The sequence below is a fragment of the Prosthecobacter sp. GW821-HT29F12 genome, from assembly GCF_058803405.1.
Window position 1 is genome coordinate 7,598,669 of record NZ_CM179517.1, and the last position, 17,914, is coordinate 7,616,582.

Below are 17,914 nucleotides of genomic sequence, written 5' to 3' on the forward strand. Positions count from 1 at the left end.
AGGGCAGTTTCGCGGCGCCGAGATCGCTCTTGAGTGTCGGAATCGAAATGTAGAGCGGCCTGATAATTTTGCCTGTCCACACTGGGTGGTATGAATATGAGAGGGCTCAGTTTCAACCAATTTTGGCCTTGCTACCTCGAATCCACACAAGTACAGCAGCAGCACTTTTCACTTCTGCTGCAGTTTTGGGGTGCAGTGAGTACATGTGCAGCAGCAGTGCTTTCTTAAGCACTGCTGCAGCTCTGTATGCACTCCTTGCTAAACAACCAGTGATGATGACGAACCCATACGGAATCGGCTGCTCCTGCTAATTTTCGCTCGTGGTTTCGTCGTGAATGGTGCTGTTGTTCCAGGACCTTGAAAAATTCCGGGATGGAAACGCATGTTCTGAAACCATTCAAATTCAGCCCACGGGAGCATAATTCGTATTGGGCAAGCAGCTGATGTGGGTGGTTCCTGGTTCAGTTTCCCCTTTACTGCGTCCTGCTCCCCGTTAGCATTTGAACAGTTCGGGGAAACCTGAACCGAGACTTAAGAATCTCGTCCACTAGCGGCAGACGTGTGCCGCAAACACGTCGCCTAACGACCATGCATAATGGCCGGGAGGCGACGGCGTATGTCCAGAGCCCTCACCGGTTTAAAGGCCGTTGCGGTCGTCTAGTGGCGACTTCTTAACTCTCCGGCCACCTCGGCAGACTCATTCGGGTCTGCCTTCTTGGTGGCGAGTTTTGATTCTTGCTACCATGACCACTCGTTGTCTTCCACTCGCCGTTTATGTTGCATTCCTGTGTTCAGCAGGATTTTCCCAGACACCTCAAACTTCCCCAGGCACCGTTGTTCTAGACAAGGGATGGCAAACACCGATTCAGGGAGGCAGTTCAACGATGGAGGATCTTGGTGCACTGCTCTCTCCATTTGCCCAACCCTCATCAGACACATCCAAGGCACCCAGCATAAAGCTGTTCCAGGGCGTCACGTATTTGATGCCCTACGTTGAAGCCAAGGAGAAGCTCCATCTGATTCAAAAAGTCGTGCCGAAAAACAAGGTGGTCTGCCCAGGGTTTCCCAGAGACTCGTTTTTCCACTATTCCTTCAGTGGGAGTTTCGAAGGCCATTTCAACCAGCTCTACATCGTTGTCGATAAGGCGGATCAAGTCGTTGCCATTCAACTGGTGACAGAGGCTCCAAAGACTGATCTGGTTGATGCGCCATATAAGGAGACAGTCTGGCATGCCTACAATTTCGTGAATTCGAGAACTAAAGCCAGCAGACGCCTTTGGATTGACCACAAGCCCTTCTTTCAGGACAAGCAGGGATGGCGAGAATACAGCGCCAAATACACCTACGGACAGCCAAAGGAACCCGTGGACGTGCTGAGGATCGACAGCCTGCTCATGAACCCTGACCTCACCAATTCAGGAAGCAGAGGAACCAACTGGAAAGCACTTGAAGCTGTCCGTCTTTATCTGCCCAAGCCGATGATGGAACTGATCCTCTTCTGCGTCCGGTCCTCCAACAAATGAACCTCAAGTCGCCATGAAAATGTTCAGCTTTATTGCAATGAGTTGGGGACAGGAATTGGGGATCCTGCTCGTTCTGATGGTCGTTCTTGGCGTTGTGTTGGCCATCCTCGGGTATTTCAGAGACTGGCTCATTTCCGCATTCAAAATCAAGGATGCGTTGGACAAGCTCGATGACGTGAAACGGAAGCTCGAAGAGATGGATAGGAAGCTCAATGACATCAAGCGGCAGTGATCCCCCCTCCTTAAATCCATCTGGCTTCGGGTATAGCAGATTGAGCAAGAGATTCTTCTCAAGCTCACCTAACCCTCAACACACCTTAAGCAAATGAATATCAATGACATATCGCCCAAAACCAAATGGCTCCTGGCTCTGATCATCTACTGCATCGTCATCGCCAACATCCTCAGGGTTTTCGAATCCGACGCCCCAATTTTCACATCAGTGCAGATGGAGAATGGAGGAAGCACTCTCACCGTGACGAACCTCTACAAATTCCTGCTGTATGCGTTCAACTACGTCGTGATCATCCACCTCATTGTCAATGCATTCAACGGACAGCCCAGAGCCACAACAATCTGGGTTTGCCTCGCAGCGATGACTCTGGTGCCTCCCATGTATGCGTGGTTCGGCATCTTCGTTCTGGGCTACGTCCTGTATCCACTCGTGAAAGGATGGATCTCGGCGAAATACATTCAGGCAGTCCAATCAGCCACGGCTCATCAAACCAGCACGACACCGCCAAACGAATAGCCCCCCCTCCTGAAAATATCGGAAAAGGGGTATAATATAATGATCGCGTTGGTCCTCCTTCACGATCATTCACAAGCAGGAGACACCATGGCAAAACCACGTCATTATTCTCCGCACATCAGCAGGTTTCTGGTGTCCGTCTTGTTCCACGAGGCAAAGCACAGAAAGATTCCCATGACAAAGCTCACGGACGATCTTCTGCTCAATGCCCTTCGTGGTTCGCCAGGATGGATTACAGCGACGACTCTGCATTCAGCGGACATCACACCACCACCACGTTCTGAGCTGTTAAACGCGGCCTAGAACGTAAAGCAGCACCCAATCCCACGCATCAAGCCAGACCTTCATCGGTCTGGCTTTTTTCGTGTCCTCATACCACCACCACACCCACCAACATGGCCATCAAACTCAGTGCCAACTACAGCAAGAAGCTCGGCCTCCCACAATATTCGAGCCACAGCTTCTCTGCATCCGTCGAAGTCGAACTCAACGACATCAGCCAGGTCGAATCCGAACTGCAGAGGCTTTACCAGCTCCTGCAACAAAGCGTCGATCAGGAAATCCAACACCCCGGCTTTGTCCCTGAAGCCAATGGCCGTCCCAACACCAATGGGAACGGTCACCAACCTCAGAACAACGGCCGCACCTACCAGCTCAATGGCAATGGTCGTCAGCACAGCAACGGTCAACACCAGCAGGCCAAACCTGTCGGTGATGCCTGGAACTGCACCGACGGCCAGAAGGGATTCATCCTTCGCATCGTCAATGAGAACCCCAGCATCACCAAACAGGTAGCCGAGGATCTGTCCCAGCAGCTCTTCGGTGTCGGTGTGAAGCAGCTCAACAAGATGCAAGCGTCACAGCTCATCGAAGATCTGCTCGTCAAGGCCGGTAAACCAGCGCCACGTCAAACACGTTGGCGGCAACAAGAACCCACCAACCACCAAGCGGCATGAAAACACTCGCTGAAGCTCCACCCCAAGAGCCCAGCGTGAAGGAAATTCTCACCGGCTTGCAGGAAAAGGTCTCGGCTTCCAGGCTGTCCTTATTTCTGCAATGCCGGCTGAAGTTCTTCTTCCGCTACGTGCTCAGGCTGAAAAAGCCAAAAACACCATCGCTCCACGTCGGCAATTCGGTTCACGCTGTCTTGAAGGCATGGAACAAAGCACGGTGGCTCCAAAAGCCGCTAACGCTCAAACAGGCTCATGATTCTTACACAGAAGCATGGTCGGACACCTCAGAAGGCACACCTGTCTGGGAAGCTGGGGAGGAAGCTGACGAGAAAACCACAGGCTGGCGTTTGATCGACACCTACCTACGCGAAGCTCATGTTCCTGCTGATTTGAAGCCGGATGCCGTGGAAGTCCCTGTTGAGGCTGATCTCGTCAACCATGGTTTACCACGGTTGATTGGCATCCTCGACCTGGTTCAACGACGGCAGATCATTGACTACAAGACCTCGGCAACCACTCCCAATCCAGAGAAGGTTGCCCATACTACAGAGATCCAAACCACCGGCTACGCCATCCTTTACCGTCACAACACGGGTCAACAGGAAAGCGGCATGGCCCTTCATCACCTGGTCAAACTCAAAAACCCCAAGGTCGTCATCACCACGATGCCGCCCATGACCGGACATCAAGAAACTCGGCTCTTCCGCCAAATGGAAGCATACGTCACAGGGCTCCAGCATGAGCAATTCGTTCCTTCACCTGGAATGCACTGTTCCTCCTGCGAATTCTTCAACGAATGCCGAAGACATTAAACCCCAAACCCCACCACCCCAATGAAACACATCATCATCATCATCGGTCTGCTCCTGTTCTCACCATTAGCACACGCAGGCTGGTTCTCATCGAAGCCAGATCCTTTGCTCGTCATGCAAATCAAGATCGACGGACTCGAAAACAAACTCGCCGCACAAAACCAAAGCCTCAACCGCTGGCAAATTGCTACCGGTTCTCTGGCTGTCGGTTGTGCGTTTCTCCTCATCCTCGGAACCGCCTTAGGCTCCAAAACCCGCCAACACTTCTATGCATCACTCACACGACGAATGGGAGGAGGATCAACTCCCCCAGCATCCCTCAACGGTCGTAAGCCCCACATGGCCCAAGCGACTGAGGAAAATGTTCACACGACACTGGCGGCCTAAACCGCTGCCGGAACCTGTTGTGGACAATGACCTGCCACACCTCAACGGCATCGAAAGAGCTGCTGAGGTGATTCGGTTCATCCTCACCACGCTTGAGCACTGGTTGTCTCCATCCGGCCGTTTGCGGGAGTTCATCAAAATGAATGCCCGTCTTGCCGTCGCCATTGCTGTTCCTGTCGTCATCGTGGCTCCTTTGGTCACACTGGCATTGGAGCAACTGAAAGGCTGGGTCGCATTGCTGATTTCAACTATGAGCAGCTTTGTGCTGTTCCCGCTATCGGTTCTGCTCTGCATCCTTCTGGTGTGTGGCATGATCTATATCGGCCGGTCCATCCTTGAGATGCGCATCCGAAGCAGCCGACGAGACCCCTACGGCTACTAGCACAATCCCCAACGACAAAACCCAGAGCCGGATTGTCCCTTTGTGGATGGTCCGGCTCTTTTCATTTCAAAAAGGAAAGGAAATCCCACATGGAAAGCACCACCCTGTATTTCCGCGAAGGTTCATCCGACAAGGTTTACCAGGCCAGCATTCGTCCCCAGGACAATGGCTTCATGGTTCACTTTGCGTATGGCCGTCGTGGTTCCACCCTCAGCACCGGCACCAAAACCCAAAGTCCTGTCACTCATGCGGAAGCAAAACGGCTCTACGACAGGCTGATCCATGAAAAGACCGCCAAAGGCTACCTCACTGGCAACGACGCTGGAGAGATCCTGCCACCCACAACACCTACCAAGCACACCGGCATCCAGTGTCAGTTGCTCAATCCCTTGGAGGAAAACCGTCTCAATGACATCCTCTTCAATCCGGACTATTGGATGCAGGAGAAATACGATGGACGCCGGCTCATCCTCAAAAAGGACGGCGACACCATCACAGGCATCAACCGTCTGGGCTATCCCACGGCGGTTCCAGAACCCATTGTTGAAGACGCCAAACGCTACAAAGGCAGCTTCATCCTCGACGGTGAAGCTGTAGGAGATCAGTTTCACGCCTTTGACCTCCTGACCATTGGCCCGGAGGACATGAGGTTGAAACGTTTCGCTGTCCGTTACCTGCGAATGCGTGACATGCTGGCATCCTTCGACCACCCTCATATCGACTGTGGTCCCGTTTACATCCATCCCCGGAAAGACGGAATCTTCAGCGAGTTCAAAAGGGAAGGGAAGGAAGGCGTCGTCTTCAAGCACTACGACTCGCCATACACACCCGGCAGACCCAACGCCGGAGGCCCACAGCTCAAATACAAGTTCGTGGAAACGGCATCGTTCATCGTCTCAAAGGTCAACGAGAAGCGCAGCGTGTCATTGATTCTGTTCGAGGATGGGAAAATCCGTCCTGCGGGCAATGTGACCATTCCACTAAATCACAACATCCCCAATCCCGGTGATGTTGTGGAATGCCGTTACCTCTACGCCTTCAAGGAATCAGGCTCCATCTACCAGCCTGTTTACCTGGGGGAACGTGAGGACATCCGCCACATCGAATGCACCACCGCCCAGCTCAAATACAAAGCTGAGTCTGTGTAAACCGCTCCACCATCCACGCCCCAAGCCCATGTGTCATTCCGGCGCATGGGCTTTTTGGCGTCTAACCCCACAACCCCAAACACCCATGCAACCCATCGCACTGCCCATTGCGGAGCTCAAATCCGCACTCACAGGCATCGGCAAGGTCATCAACCACAAGGCCACCTTGCCCGCCCTGCTCTGTGTCAAAGTCGAAAGAACCCAAGATGGATGGATCGCACTCACTGGCTCAGATCTAGACCGTTTTGTCACCCTCCGCCTTGAACATCCCGCCGAAGGCCCTCCTGCAGCTGTCCTCGTCCCATACGACCAGCTCCTGCAGCTCTCCAAGAACTGCAGCAAGGAGGAACGCCTTCTTGTCGAAAACGCGCCACAAGGACCAATCATCCGGTTCGCCCTGGCTGAAAACCTCGGCTCCTCCAAGGTCAAGCTGGTCCCAATGGAACTTTTTCCTCAGACACCACGCATCAAAACCGAAGCCGTGGTTCTGTCACCTACCGTTCGTGAATCACTGCATCAGGCTCTTGAATGTGCCAGCACCGACCAAACCCGCTATATCCTCAACGGGGCCTTCATCGACGCCAGCAACCCCAAGGCGTTCAATGTGGTAGGAACGGACGGAAAGCACCTCTTCAGTGCCAATTCGTTCACCCTCCCCATTCAGAGTTCCGTCCTCATTCCCTCCAACAAGTTCATTGGCTGGAAGGAGTTCAATCAAGACGGGGAATGGCAGATGAAGTCCGACAATGAATTCATCCAGCTCTCCTCAAGGCGCTGGCGATTCATAAGCCGCCAAATTCAGGGCAAATATCCTGACTGGCGCATCACGGTTCCAGACCAGCGTGAAGCCAAAACGCGCATCACCCTGGACCCGAACAAACTGGAAGCGCTGATAAAACTCGTTCAGCGCATGCCTTGTCATGATCCAGACCGATATCAAACCATCGGGCTGGAATGGAGCCAGGGACAGTTCCTGCTCCTCGGCAAAGACAGCGACAACGAGCCCTGGACACGAGTTCCGGTCCCCGACGTCAAAGCAGAGGGTACAGAGGTGACGATCTACCTGAGTCGACGGTTCCTCATCAAAGCACTCGGCTTCGGTCTCAACACCATCAGCCTCATCAACGACATGAGTCCGCTCCGGTTCCATACGCCGGCGAAACAAATGATCGTGATGCCGCTGAGAATGAGCACCATCACCCCAGCACCCAAACCCGCAAACGTTCCACCACCACCCACCCCCAAACCCATGATCAACAACCCCACACCCGAAACCCCACCGTCATCCAGCGAAGCCAAAAACGCCGTGGAAGAAGCCATCGACATGACCTTGCTTATTCGTGACAAGCTCAACGATGGATTCAACCTGCTGCGCGATCTGTCCGTGAAGCTCAAAACCATCAATCGCGACCAGAAAGCCAGCGCCCGGGAAATGCAGTCTGTTCGATCCACGCTTCGCTCTCTCCAAGGGATGAAGATCTAGACCGCCCCCAAACCCCAAGGAGCCAGATGTGTCTTAACCGGCGTGTCTGGCTCTTTCGTTTTATGAAGCGCATCTCGACCATCGTCTTCAACAGACACGAGCAGCTAAAGCGAGCCACCATCATCACTCCGCTCGGCACCATCAAAGTCGAATGGAAGAACGGTTACTGGATTTCCACTGGTGATCTCGCGGCCAAACAGCTCGCAGTTCCTGTCATTCAAAGAATCGAGCGTCTGTTTCCCTGACACTCTCAACCCCAAACCCAAACACTACCACCATGATTGCAAACCTCGACTCTCACCCGGTCATCGCCACCCGTAAAACCCCCAACCTCATCCTTCACTGCGGCGCTCAAAACGTCGAATTGGAGGAAGTGCGTAAAGTAAGGACTCCACGCTCTACAAGCAGCTGGTGCCCGATTCCTCACCACGAGCTCATCAGCCAGGTTCAAAACACCCTCAAGACCACCAACCTGCGTATCGGAACTCAAGCGCATTCTTTGTCGCATGCAGGCCAACGCTATTTTGGATTGATGGAGATTCATGCCCAGAGATCCAACGACGATTACTGCTACGTGGTCGGTCTTCGCAACAGTCATGACAAGACCTTCCCCGCCGGCATAGTCGCTGGTGCCTCGGTCTTCATTTGCGATAACCTCTCATTTAATGGGGACATCAAGTTCTCTCGAAAGCACACCCGATTCATCAATCGAGACCTGCCGCAATTGGTGTCTCGGTCGATTGGTCTGCTCCTGGCGAAATGGCACTCGATGGATAAACGCATCAGCGCCTACAAAGAAGCAGAGATCACCGACATTGAAGCCCATGACCTGCTCATCCGCTCTGTGGATGTCGGCGTGTGCTCCAACCGTTTGATCCCTGACGTGCTGCATGAATGGAGAGAGCCGTCCCATGATGCATTTGAAGGGAGGAACGTCTGGTCACTTTTTAATGCCTACACGGAATCTCTGAAAGGGAACCTGACAGAGCTGCCGAAACGCACAGAAGCTCTCCACGGGTTGCTGGATACGCATGTGGGACTGAGTGCTTGAAAGGGGAGGGATTCGATTGATTCGGGTCCCTTTTCTTTAGCTCGGACGCAGCGGACGCCGTTTTTGAAGTCCCTATATCCCTGATCTCCACGGAATCTGGAGAAGCAACAGACAGGGACTATGAAAATCACGTCCGAGACGTCCACCGCCAGCAGATGCCCCAAAGTGTCCACAGCAATGTGCACCTTGCTGCCTTTGCGGCGCTTGTCGGCGTCATCGCCGGCCCGGGCTCCGCTTTCAGGCGAGGACTGCAGCGTGCGTCCATCCATGATGGCCGCCGTGGGCTGGGTCTTGCGGCCCTTGGCTAGGCGTGAGAGTTCACGCAGATCATGGCCATGGCCTCAAAGCAGCAGGCCTTCATTCAGCGCTGCGCCTGCTGGTAAACGTTCTGCCAGGGCGGCAGATCATGGGGCATTATGCGCCACTGGCAGCCGCAACGCACGATGTAGCGCAGCGCGTTGAAAAGCTCGCGTAGAAAAGAAAATAGTTCCGCTGGGGCGCATCCTTCCTTCATCAGCACCAGGGTGGGGACGGCAAAAGTCCCAATATGCATCGCTAACGTTAATTGTGTAGGCGGCTCTTGGCTTGTTGGTCGTGGGTTCCATCGCAAGCTTATTCCTTGGACCCTCACCGGAGTACAGTCCTTTTCAAAGTTAATAACAGGCTCTAGAATTTGATGCTTGCGGTGAGTGCGGCTGAACGTCCCGGGCCGGGAACGAAATGGCCACCGCCGACGCTGCCGATGTACCGTTCATCTGCGAGGTTGTAGATGTTCAGGCGCAGGCTGATTTTCTCGGTGAACTTGTAGCTGACCATGGCATCCAGCGTCCAGTAGCTTGGCGCGGTGCGGGAAGTCGCAGCGGAGTCGTTGCTCGTACGCGGACCCATGTACTGGGCACCGAAGCCGAACTGCGTCTTCTCCATGAGGGTGTAGGTGGTCCAGAGATTGAAGGTCTGGGGCGGTGCGTTTGACAGAACCTGACCGACAGCGCCAGCGGCGGTGGAGGCTTTCGTCGCGCTTTCCATGATGGCGTAACCTGCGAAGACCTGCCAGTTCTTGGTGATGGTGCCGGTCATGCTGAATTCGATGCCCTGAACCAGCTGGTCTCCGCCCAGCGTCGTGATGCCGGTAGGATCGGTGGTGCGGGCGTTGATCTTCTGGGAGCGGAACAATGCTGCCGTCAGTGAGAGGCGCTCCTTGAGCACATCCCACTTGGTGCCGAGCTCAAAGGTGGAGGTTTTTTCAGGGTCCAGCGTGGATGTGGCGGCGGTGAGGCCCAGACCTGCGCTGGAAGCACCGTCGATGGTGGGATTGAACGACGTGCCGTAGCCGAAGTAGATGCTGCCCTGCTTCACAGGCTTGTAGATCAGAGCGGCCTTGTAGCTGAAGAGGTCATCAGCATTGGAAAAACCGCCGGCAGATGTGCCTCCAGGTCCGCTCACGGTCGCATACATGTGATCGTAACGCAGACCGGCGCTGATCTCCCAGTGCTTGCCGATCTTCATGGTGTCAAACGCATAGGCTGACACGGTGTAGAGATAAGCGTCGGTCGCGGCTGGAAGGCCGGGATACCGTGTGGCAATGTCCTGTGCGATCGCCGGTGGGGCAGAGCTTGGAGGATTGACGACACCTGGGTTATACAAATCGCTGAGAGTCGCAATGCCGGAGGCGTTGGCGTTTTGCTGATACTCGAGATAAAACTCCATGCCGGTCACCAGTGCGTGTTTGATCGGACCGATGGAGAAGTCGGCGACAATGTTAGTCTGGTTGCCATACATCTCGGTGAGCTGCTGGCGACGCTGGAGCTGGCGGTTCAGCACTGTGCTGTATTGACTGCCAGCAGCGGCGCTGATGTCGCGAAAACGGGGGGCGGTGGTCACGGAGTCGCGGTGAGAGCGCGAGTAGCGTGTCACATTCCGGATGCGCACATTTTTGGTGAAATCGTGCTCAAAGATCGCTGTGAAATGGTCGGTCTGAATCTTTTCATAGTCCACGCCTGGCAGGCCGTAGAAAGTATTAAAGCTCACCCCCGGAGGTGCCTGGTTCTGGTAGCCGGAGAGTGCAGCGCCAGTGCCGGTGAAGCCGCTATTGGGGCCAGTGCCGTTGTTGGGGATCCAGGGCAGACCGAAGTCCGGGATGTTGCTTTCCTCCAGCCGCTGGTAGTTCAGCATGAAGCGGGTGTCCGTGCCGAGGCCGGCTCCCAGCGATGCAGCAATGCCGTAGCGTTCCATGGAGACATTATCACGCCCCGGAGTGTCGGCGTTGTAGTACATGGTGTTGAGGCGGAAGGCCGAGCGCTCGGTGAGCTTCTGATTCACGTCCAACGTTCCGCGGTAGAGGTTGCTGGTTCCGCCGCTGGCAGTGGCGGTGACGGAGTCCGTCAGGTTGGCCATCTTGCTGACGGTGTTGATCGAGCCACCGGTGGAGCCACGCCCCACGGTGGAGGAGGAGGGGCCTTTGGCGATTTCAACCTGCTCGGTGTTGAAGGGATCGCGGTTGTAGGTGGCGTAGTCACGCATGCCGTCCAGATAGATGTCGCTACGGGCGCTAAAGCCGCGGATGGAGAGGATGTCACCGGAGGCACCGGCACCACCTTCGCCAGCCTGCATGGAGATTCCGGGTGTGTTTTTCAGCACATCGCGTAGGCTGAAAGCACCGCGGTCTTCAATGACCGCTTTGGGAATGACCGTGATCGTCTGGGGGATATCACGCAGCGGCTCGGTGTACTTGGGTGATTGCAGGCGGGTGGCGTTGTAAACGGATCCGGCTGCCTCAATGAGAACCTCCTCCATTTCGGTGGGCATCTCCTCAGTTTTAGGGGCTGGTTTGGTGGCAGCCGTCTGGGCGTTCAAGCTGCCTGCAGCACAGAGCAATGAGGTGACCGAAAGGGTTTTGGAGCCTGTCTTACGAGCTGTGCGGTGAATACGGGAGGCGAGTTTTTGTGGCATGAGAGGTCTGAAAGGAAAAAGCTAACTAATGCTAATGAGATTCGGTTTCATTAACGTCTTGCGATTAAGTCTCATTTTCAACCTTAGTCAAACTAGGAAAGTAGAAACTTTTTGCTCAAAACATGCTGTCTTTTGGGGTCTACAAGAGACTGAAATTAGCCCTGGGACGCGCTGTTGCGTAACCAAGGCCTATTGACCTCCTGTCCCAACCTTTAGGCTTAGAATTTGAAGGTGGCTGTCTACGCAGCGGAGCGTCCTGGACAGGGAATGGCGTCCTGTGCTGCTGCTGGTTTCGATCAAGGTGTGGCAGACGATGATTCCCCGTGGAGCGTGGATTATTGATGGGAATGTGAAGGGCGTTGAACAGTGCATCACGTTCGACCTGACAGAAACGTGTGATAGCTTTGAAAACAGCAAAGTGATCAGTAGGAAGTCTCGTCACCTGCATCAACGAGGACCAGGTGGCTTTTAAATGTAAATGACCCAAGCTGCCGAAAAAATCAGACACATCCAAGGCCAGCGCACAGCAGGATGGAGTTTGCCTGATGAACTCGAAGACCTCATCCGCAAAATGAATGTTGCGCCGGCCATTGAGTTTGCGGAAGGCAGTGACGCATTGTTGCAATCCGCGTTCAGCCAGAATTGCCTCATAACGCTCGCTCAGGATGTCAGCGTAGTGGGAGAAGATGTGAGAATCGCCGTGTCCTGCATAGGCGATAGATCTCGTCTTTTCAGGCATGAGGCGGACCCGATTGTGGTCGTCTCTGGCAATCTTTTGCGTTTTCTGAACCGAATAGATGAAGGGGTAAAATGAATGGGCTGCGACATGTTCTGGGGCTGTGGCAAGACGTTCAGCAGCCACTCTGTTCAAGGGGGTGTCAAAATGAATGTAACCACGAGGGCGGAAGAGGAAATTGGGCATTGGAGATTGTGGTCTAACCGAAGGTGGCGCGATGGTGTGGTGCGGCAGTCCTTAGACCACCTCCGGTTAAACCTATTTTTCCAGCACATCGGCGTTACCACCGAGGCTGGGCCGCAAGGACAATCCGTTTGAGGAACGGAGGCAATAAGCCACCCCGACCCCTATTTCATAATCGGGCACATCCACCGCCAGTTGAAGTCAGCTGCATTTTTGAGTGCAACAGGCTCGTTTCCAGTGATGAAGGCAGGTCAAAATCCCTCGAAAAAGTGAGTTGGAAAGCCGAATTTATATCAAGTCAGAGCCGCAAACATTGGCAAACATGATTGAACGTTGAGAGCGCAAATATATTTTTTAGACTCCAGGTTGTCGTTCGTTGCTGATGCCCCAGGAGCAGGGGGCACCCATATTCAGGATGCCTTCGGTAATTGAGATTCCAGCAGCGACCCGATCCCTGGAAGCGTAGTGGCTGTCCGGTCGGAGTAAAACTTCGAGGTGATGGTCGGGCTGGTGTGTCTCAGAAGGCGTTGCGCAGCGTGGATCCCGAATTTGTTGGCCATGAGGGAGCCGATGGACTTCCTGAGAGCGTGGACGGGTTTTGAGCGTTCGAAACACCCCCCAGAACATGCGTACTCATTTGCGCATTCTTTGAGTCTTGTGGTCAGGGCATCAGGGGAAGGGAGGGAACTGCTTCCACTGCCTTACGCAAAGCGGTGAGTTCTGCATGGGTATAACCTGCGTTTGTTTTGGTGTCCGCATGGCCTACGATTTTCATGCGCATCTCTTGCGACACACCACCGTTAAACATGCTGCTGTTGAAGGTGTGGCGTAAGCTGTGGAAGGACAGAGAATGCGATGAGCGACCGGCCATGCCATCAACGTGGTCCCGAGTCTGCCCGCGTGAAACGCCTGCAGCCTCCATAATGCGGACAAAGCGGCTAGAAAGGCCGTTGTTGCCTGCGACACTGACACGAGCGAGAGAGGGGAAAACAGGAGCACTCAGGTCGGAGGGGAGCTCGATATTTTCAAAGTGGCGTATAAGCTCCGCATGCATAGGAAGGAGGATCGGAGCTTTTTTGGCTTCCTTCTTTCGCGCCGTCTTCTGCGGCTTGAAGCGGATGACTTTTTCTTTGAGGTCGATGCTGCCACGAGTAATTCTTGCCGCATCTCCCAGACGAAGACCGCCAAATGCACCTAAAAGTATGATGCCTCGCCACTCCTCAGAAGGTGCGGCTTGGATGATTTTGCCTATCTGTGCAAAACTGAGAGGTTCGCGACCGGTGGAATCTTCTTCCGGTAGAGGCTCCAGATTTTCGCCAGGAGAACGTTTTATGATGCCTTCTTTGACCGCCGCAAGAAGGGCGCTGTTGAGATCCTTGAGGTAATGATTGGTCGTCTTGGCTGTGCGGCCTTCTGCTTTGAGTTTGTCACGAAAACTCCGCAGTTTGCCTATGGTTAGGTTGTCCAGGGGCATGTCGGATTGTTCTTGTCCCAAATGCATTAAAATGGCTTTCACACTCGCCTTGTAGCGTGCTTGGGTTGCTGGTTTGGTGGTGCCCTGCTTCTGTTTGAGCCATTCATTTAACCAGCCTGATATTGTTTTCTCCCCTGGCATTGTCTCTCCTGTGCTGGCTTCGACAAGCCGGCGGATGAAATCACGGCCTAGATTCGCTGTGAGTCTTTTCTGGGCGGCTTTGTCTGCAGCCTCGCGCAGAATGGAAAAGATGCGTTGGGATCCCTCACTTCCTGCACCTGCCTCACGAAGGGCGTTCTGCTCAAACTCCAGTGCCACTTTGAAAGCTTCTTGTTCACTTCTCTCCCTTTCCCTGGTGGTTTGAGGGACGATGACTTTCGTGACCTGCTTCATCTGCTTCCATCCCTTTTTCCCGTTGGCGTCCGTGGTCCCAATGCGAAAAGCGGCATAATAGTACTTGGAGTTCGGACGTGTGAAAATGCTCGCCATGTGGGAACATAATGGGAACATATGAGCATGTCCAAGGACGTCTCAGGAAATTTGCCCTCTAGGGGAGTATAGTTTATGCATTGAATATCAGTGGGTTGTATGAAATCGAGGGTTCGATCCCCTCCCTGCGTACCATTCATCACAATGCATCAAGCTGTGATGACTGGTGAAACTTAAGGTGTCGCGAAGCCGTTTACGGCTGCTCATGAAAAACGCTTTTGCTGCTGCGCACGTCCTGCTCTTCGCCACCACTGCATGGGCGGGTGACTGGAATCAATGGCGCGGGCCGGATCGCAACGGGGTCTCGCAGGACACGAGCCCGATTGCAGATGCCTTTCCAACGGAAGGGCTGAAAAAGGTCTGGGAGAGCGAGTTTATCCCCAGCAATGAGTATGGTGGCCACGGCAGCCCGGTGGTCAGCGGGGAGAAGGTGTTTCTCAGCGTGGTGTGGCATGAGCGCGTGCCTTCTGAAACGCGTGAGATCGACACAGAGGTGATGCAGTCGCTGAACTATCGCGGCACGTCACCGGAACTCGCGAAGAAGCTGGAGGAAACCCGCCTCAACCTGCCTGCGCTGCGCGGCGCGAAGTTCGATGAATGGGTGATGCAGTGGCGCAAGGACAACCTGAACGAGAAAGAGGAGATCAACATCGGCACCTGGGTGGCCAGCCGGTTCAAGGCGGGAAAAAATGCCATCGCTCTGGAGTGGCTGGACAAGATGAACAGCCGCCAGGGCAAGCCGTTTGCCAGTGCGGCAGTGTTCAGCAAGTGGCTGGATGATGAAGGCTTTCCGCCGGAGGTGAAGGAGAAGATGATCGCGCTGGTGCCGAATACGGTGAAGACCGCGCAGGATGTGATCCTCTGCCTGGATCTGGCCACCGGGAAACAGATTTGGAAATACACGCAGCCGGGCAAGCCCAGTGGCCGCCAGTCCTCCAGCACCTGTGCGGTGGTGGATGGCAAGGTCTATGCGGCGTGCAGCTCGGAACTGCTCTGTGTGAACGAGGCCGATGGCAAGCTTGTGTGGTCGGCACCGCTTTCCGTCAAAGGGCCAGCGGCATCACCGCTCGTGATGGGGGATCGCGTTTACATGGCCACGGGTGCGACTTGCGCCTTTTCGAAAGCGGATGGAAAGCTGCTGTGGGAGCAGAAAGAGGCGAAGGGATTGATCGCCAGCCCCACGTGGTGGGCGCCGAGCAGCGGCAAGCCCGTGCTCGTCATCAATGGCAACAACGCGCTCTACGGTCTCGATCCGGAAACAGGAAGCGTGAAATGGAAGGCCGAAGGCGGTAGCCAGAGCACCCCGGTGAGCAGCGGCGACTGGCTGGTGCTTTACAGCGGCACGGAAGGCGTGGGCCTGCGAGCGTACAAAATGCAGGCGGATGGCACGCCGAAGACTGCGTGGTCTCACTTCTGGGTGACGCGTCGCTACGCGGGCAGTCCGATCATTTACGAAGGCAGCGTCTACCTCTGCTGCGGTGAAAAGCATCAGTGCATCGACCTTGAAACGGGTGCGGAGAAGTGGGTGGTGAATGAGATCAACAGCACCATCACCTCCCCGCTGCTCGCTGACGGCAAGCTGCTGGTTTATGAAAACAACGGCACGCATGTGCGCATGGTGAAGGCCACCAATGCCGCCTACGAACAACTTGGCCGTGCCAAGACGGATGCCATGGGCTGCTCTTCACCCGCCATCGCGAATGGCAGGCTGATCGTGCGGCAGAAAGACAAGCTGGTGTGCTTTGACCTGCGGCCGGTGAAGTGAGACGACTTGCTGGCTGAGGTGGCGCGGGATGTCTTCTCCGCCGCCCGAACCTCCTCCATCAAAGCGGAGCGGGGGAGGTGCCTTTGGGACTGAAGGTGATGATGTAGTGCTCGGGATACACGTCGAAGCCGTATTCAAGGCCTGCCTCAAGGACCAGCACTTTGATGGCGCGGAAGGTTTCAAATGAATCGGGATAGACGCACAGGCTGACGTAAACACCTCCCCGCTTGTAGCTGGCCAGGAGTCTGCGCAACGTGGCAAGGTCCGTCATGGGAATGCCTTCGGACTTCTTGGGGATGGCTTCGTAGTCTTCCGGGCCCTTCATGACACGAGTGATGCCGGAATAATTGGCGCCGGAGGAGTCCTGCAGCGGATACACCGCACCGTACTTCAAGATGATGTTCGTGGCCGATTTGGTGATCTGCCGCTCTTTGGGGAAGCGCACATGCTCGATGCGTTTTTCATCCTCGGCGGTGATCTTGCTGCGGAGGCTTTGGATTTGGGCGGCGAGGTCGCGCGCCTTTTTGTCCGCCGCATCCTTTCTGGCCTTGGCATCCGCGAGGCGCTGTTCGAGGGCCTTGACCTCGGAGCGGAGCACCGTGAGGTCTCCCACCGGATCTTTGGAGACGGTGGTGTCGGAATTCGTCGGCTGTAGTTTTCTCAGCCGGTCCAGGGTGGCCTGAAGTTCGTTGCGCTCGCTGATCAGGCTCTGCAGCTCGTCCTGCCCCTTGGTCTTCTTTTTTTCGCTGATCTTTAGGAGTCCCGCGAGTTCGTTTTTGGCGGCTTCGATCCGCTCTGCCAGCAGCCGGCCCTCGGTGCCTGAGTTGCCGCTGGGGTCGCCCGGAATGGGAGTCTTTTGATTGGTCAGAAGCGCCAGCAGGCAGGAGATGAGGATGATGCCGCCAAAGACATTGCACAGGGTGTCGAGCAGCAGGTCGAGGCTCTCTTCGGATTTGGGGCGCAGTTTTCTCATGGCCTGTTACTTGGTGGGTCCAGCAGGCTCCAGCTGGATATGTTCGGGGATGAGATCATAGCCGATTTCATAACCTGCGCCCCGAGTCCGCCGGGTGACTTCGTCGAACTGCAGCGCGCCCGAGGGTTTGAAGTAAAGCACGATGTAATGCTGTGCTGATGGGAATGCGGTCAAAGTCTGCATCAGCTCCTCCAGCGAGCTGGCGGACTTCGATTTTGAGCCGTCAAAAAGCTGGATGCGAAAGCCGGTCTTATCGACCACGACGAGTACGGGCTCTTTGTTGGTGGTGCTCTTTTCCGGAATCAGGCGCAGGACGTTCTGCTGGTCATAGCTCATCTGCAGAAGGCTTTGGATTTTTTTGATCTCGCTCTCCAGCGCGGCCACTTCTGACTCCGCCTTCGCGGCCTTCTCCGTGGTATCAGGAAGGAGCTTTTTGAGCGATTCAATGGTGGTCAGCAGCTTCTGCTTTTCAATGCGCACCTCCCTTTCCAGGGGCGACTCCTCGGTGGTCTTCTGGGTGGCATCCGGCTGCGTGGAGGGAGTGAGCCGCTCAATGGAGCGCTTCAATTCCTCGATCATGCGTCTGATGGTTTCCTCCGTTTCGTTCGGGCTCAGTTCGGCCATGACGCCCTTCTGCTTGAGCTTCACGATTTCGGCGAGTGTGTCTTTGAGGGTGACAGCCAGAGCCGAATGGGGATCTGCGTTGCTGCTGACACTGATGACCTCGTCGAGATTGAGCGCGAGAAAAATGGTGATGATGACGAGAAAGCCGGTGGTGCCCGTGATGACGTCCTGGAACGCGAAGAAACTCACCGCGCTGCCATGGGATTTTTGGAACCGGCCTCTCATCGCATT

General features: G+C 54.9%; 19 protein-coding genes. 12 read left to right on the forward strand and 7 right to left on the reverse strand.

Translation table 11 applies throughout. The features are described 5' to 3' along the window. Positions 1 to 743: 743 nt before the first annotated feature. The 11 genes from AC3RLQ_RS31230 to AC3RLQ_RS31280 all read left to right on the forward strand — a co-directional run bounded on the left by AC3RLQ_RS31230 (position 744) and on the right by AC3RLQ_RS31280 (position 8,490). Positions 744 to 1,523, forward strand: a complete 780-nt coding sequence (locus tag AC3RLQ_RS31230; protein ID WP_493033017.1) for a hypothetical protein — start codon at positions 744 to 746, stop codon at positions 1,521 to 1,523. A 13-nt stretch (positions 1,524 to 1,536) separates the two neighbouring features. Beyond that, positions 1,537 to 1,755, forward strand: a complete 219-nt coding sequence (locus AC3RLQ_RS31235) for a hypothetical protein (protein ID WP_493033019.1) — start codon at positions 1,537 to 1,539, stop codon at positions 1,753 to 1,755. 93 nt (positions 1,756 to 1,848) lie between these two features. Further along, entirely contained in the window at positions 1,849 to 2,274 is a 426-nt protein-coding gene (locus AC3RLQ_RS31240; RefSeq protein ID WP_493033021.1) for a hypothetical protein, read from the forward strand. 395 nt (positions 2,275 to 2,669) lie between these two features. Next, positions 2,670 to 3,230 carry a hypothetical protein gene (locus AC3RLQ_RS31245; protein WP_493033023.1) on the forward strand — a complete coding sequence of 187 codons (561 nt, stop codon included), beginning with the start codon at positions 2,670 to 2,672 and terminating at the stop codon, positions 3,228 to 3,230. Next, positions 3,227 to 4,039: a RecB family exonuclease gene (locus tag AC3RLQ_RS31250; protein ID WP_493033025.1), complete on the forward strand. Its 813-nt coding sequence runs from the start codon at positions 3,227 to 3,229 to the stop codon at positions 4,037 to 4,039. Before AC3RLQ_RS31245 ends, AC3RLQ_RS31250 begins: the two co-directional genes overlap by 4 nt. A gap of 21 nt (positions 4,040 to 4,060) precedes the next feature. Beyond that, a complete protein-coding gene (locus AC3RLQ_RS31255; protein WP_493033027.1) occupies positions 4,061 to 4,426 on the forward strand; it encodes a hypothetical protein in 366 nt (121 codons plus the stop codon). A gap of 19 nt (positions 4,427 to 4,445) precedes the next feature. Then, positions 4,446 to 4,808, forward strand: coding sequence for a hypothetical protein (locus AC3RLQ_RS31260; RefSeq protein WP_493033029.1), 363 nt, complete (start codon positions 4,446 to 4,448; stop codon positions 4,806 to 4,808). Between the two features lie 89 nt (positions 4,809 to 4,897). After that, positions 4,898 to 5,956 carry a WGR domain-containing protein gene (locus AC3RLQ_RS31265; protein WP_493033032.1) on the forward strand — a complete coding sequence of 353 codons (1,059 nt, stop codon included), beginning with the start codon at positions 4,898 to 4,900 and terminating at the stop codon, positions 5,954 to 5,956. Positions 5,957 to 6,041: 85 nt separating this feature from the next. Beyond that, the gene (locus AC3RLQ_RS31270) at positions 6,042 to 7,439 is read left to right on the forward strand and encodes a DNA polymerase III subunit beta (protein WP_493033047.1); all 1,398 of its coding nucleotides are present in this window, start codon (positions 6,042 to 6,044) and stop codon (positions 7,437 to 7,439) included. Positions 7,440 to 7,501: 62 nt separating this feature from the next. Then, on the forward strand, positions 7,502 to 7,684 hold the full coding sequence (locus AC3RLQ_RS31275) for a frataxin family protein (protein ID WP_493033060.1): 183 nt from the start codon (positions 7,502 to 7,504) through the stop codon (positions 7,682 to 7,684). 32 nt (positions 7,685 to 7,716) lie between these two features. Beyond that, the gene (locus tag AC3RLQ_RS31280) at positions 7,717 to 8,490 is read left to right on the forward strand and encodes a DUF932 domain-containing protein (RefSeq protein ID WP_493033062.1); all 774 of its coding nucleotides are present in this window, start codon (positions 7,717 to 7,719) and stop codon (positions 8,488 to 8,490) included. Here the strand turns inward: AC3RLQ_RS31280 and AC3RLQ_RS31285 are convergent. From AC3RLQ_RS31285 to AC3RLQ_RS31305, 5 genes are all read right to left on the reverse strand, one after another. Further along, positions 8,394 to 8,816, reverse strand: coding sequence for a transposase (locus AC3RLQ_RS31285; protein ID WP_493038793.1), 423 nt, complete (start codon positions 8,814 to 8,816; stop codon positions 8,394 to 8,396). The two genes, AC3RLQ_RS31280 and AC3RLQ_RS31285, sit on opposite strands and share 97 nt — an antisense overlap. A gap of 35 nt (positions 8,817 to 8,851) precedes the next feature. Then, a complete protein-coding gene (locus AC3RLQ_RS31290; protein ID WP_493038795.1) occupies positions 8,852 to 9,043 on the reverse strand; it encodes a transposase in 192 nt (63 codons plus the stop codon). Positions 9,044 to 9,156: 113 nt separating this feature from the next. After that, a complete protein-coding gene (locus tag AC3RLQ_RS31295) occupies positions 9,157 to 11,439 on the reverse strand; it encodes a TonB-dependent receptor (protein WP_493033063.1) in 2,283 nt (760 codons plus the stop codon). 139 nt (positions 11,440 to 11,578) lie between these two features. Next, the gene (locus tag AC3RLQ_RS31300) at positions 11,579 to 12,361 is read right to left on the reverse strand and encodes a hypothetical protein (RefSeq protein ID WP_493033064.1); all 783 of its coding nucleotides are present in this window, start codon (positions 12,359 to 12,361) and stop codon (positions 11,579 to 11,581) included. A gap of 658 nt (positions 12,362 to 13,019) precedes the next feature. Beyond that, complete coding sequence (locus AC3RLQ_RS31305; RefSeq protein ID WP_493033065.1) at positions 13,020 to 14,321, reverse strand: tyrosine-type recombinase/integrase; 1,302 nt, start codon at positions 14,319 to 14,321, stop codon at positions 13,020 to 13,022. A gap of 205 nt (positions 14,322 to 14,526) precedes the next feature. Between AC3RLQ_RS31305 and AC3RLQ_RS31310 the strand changes: the two genes are divergently transcribed. Then, complete coding sequence (locus tag AC3RLQ_RS31310; protein ID WP_493033067.1) at positions 14,527 to 16,086, forward strand: PQQ-binding-like beta-propeller repeat protein; 1,560 nt, start codon at positions 14,527 to 14,529, stop codon at positions 16,084 to 16,086. 58 nt (positions 16,087 to 16,144) lie between these two features. Here the strand turns inward: AC3RLQ_RS31310 and AC3RLQ_RS31315 are convergent, their stop codons facing one another. Both AC3RLQ_RS31315 and AC3RLQ_RS31320 read right to left on the reverse strand, forming a co-directional pair. Further along, entirely contained in the window at positions 16,145 to 17,059 is a 915-nt protein-coding gene (locus AC3RLQ_RS31315; protein WP_493033068.1) for a hypothetical protein, read from the reverse strand. Positions 17,060 to 17,065: 6 nt separating this feature from the next. Next, the gene (locus AC3RLQ_RS31320; RefSeq protein WP_493033069.1) at positions 17,066 to 17,908 is read right to left on the reverse strand and encodes a hypothetical protein; all 843 of its coding nucleotides are present in this window, start codon (positions 17,906 to 17,908) and stop codon (positions 17,066 to 17,068) included. Positions 17,909 to 17,914 lie beyond the last annotated feature (6 nt).

Coding starts and splice junctions, on each gene's coding strand:
- AC3RLQ_RS31240 (WP_493033021.1), top strand. CDS start 1,849: ATGAATATCAATGACATATCGCCCAAAACCAAATGGCTCCTGGCTCTG.
- AC3RLQ_RS31275 (WP_493033060.1), top strand. CDS start 7,502: ATGAAGCGCATCTCGACCATCGTCTTCAACAGACACGAGCAGCTAAAG.
- AC3RLQ_RS31245 (WP_493033023.1), top strand. CDS start 2,670: ATGGCCATCAAACTCAGTGCCAACTACAGCAAGAAGCTCGGCCTCCCA.
- AC3RLQ_RS31290 (WP_493038795.1), bottom strand. CDS start 9,043: ATGCATATTGGGACTTTTGCCGTCCCCACCCTGGTGCTGATGAAGGAA.
- AC3RLQ_RS31315 (WP_493033068.1), bottom strand. CDS start 17,059: ATGAGAAAACTGCGCCCCAAATCCGAAGAGAGCCTCGACCTGCTGCTC.
- AC3RLQ_RS31250 (WP_493033025.1), top strand. CDS start 3,227: ATGAAAACACTCGCTGAAGCTCCACCCCAAGAGCCCAGCGTGAAGGAA.
- AC3RLQ_RS31300 (WP_493033064.1), bottom strand. CDS start 12,361: ATGCCCAATTTCCTCTTCCGCCCTCGTGGTTACATTCATTTTGACACC.
- AC3RLQ_RS31265 (WP_493033032.1), top strand. CDS start 4,898: ATGGAAAGCACCACCCTGTATTTCCGCGAAGGTTCATCCGACAAGGTT.
- AC3RLQ_RS31305 (WP_493033065.1), bottom strand. CDS start 14,321: ATGGCGAGCATTTTCACACGTCCGAACTCCAAGTACTATTATGCCGCT.
- AC3RLQ_RS31320 (WP_493033069.1), bottom strand. CDS start 17,908: ATGAGAGGCCGGTTCCAAAAATCCCATGGCAGCGCGGTGAGTTTCTTC.
- AC3RLQ_RS31310 (WP_493033067.1), top strand. CDS start 14,527: ATGAAAAACGCTTTTGCTGCTGCGCACGTCCTGCTCTTCGCCACCACT.
- AC3RLQ_RS31270 (WP_493033047.1), top strand. CDS start 6,042: ATGCAACCCATCGCACTGCCCATTGCGGAGCTCAAATCCGCACTCACA.
- AC3RLQ_RS31255 (WP_493033027.1), top strand. CDS start 4,061: ATGAAACACATCATCATCATCATCGGTCTGCTCCTGTTCTCACCATTA.
- AC3RLQ_RS31235 (WP_493033019.1), top strand. CDS start 1,537: ATGAAAATGTTCAGCTTTATTGCAATGAGTTGGGGACAGGAATTGGGG.
- AC3RLQ_RS31295 (WP_493033063.1), bottom strand. CDS start 11,439: ATGCCACAAAAACTCGCCTCCCGTATTCACCGCACAGCTCGTAAGACA.
- AC3RLQ_RS31230 (WP_493033017.1), top strand. CDS start 744: ATGACCACTCGTTGTCTTCCACTCGCCGTTTATGTTGCATTCCTGTGT.
- AC3RLQ_RS31280 (WP_493033062.1), top strand. CDS start 7,717: ATGATTGCAAACCTCGACTCTCACCCGGTCATCGCCACCCGTAAAACC.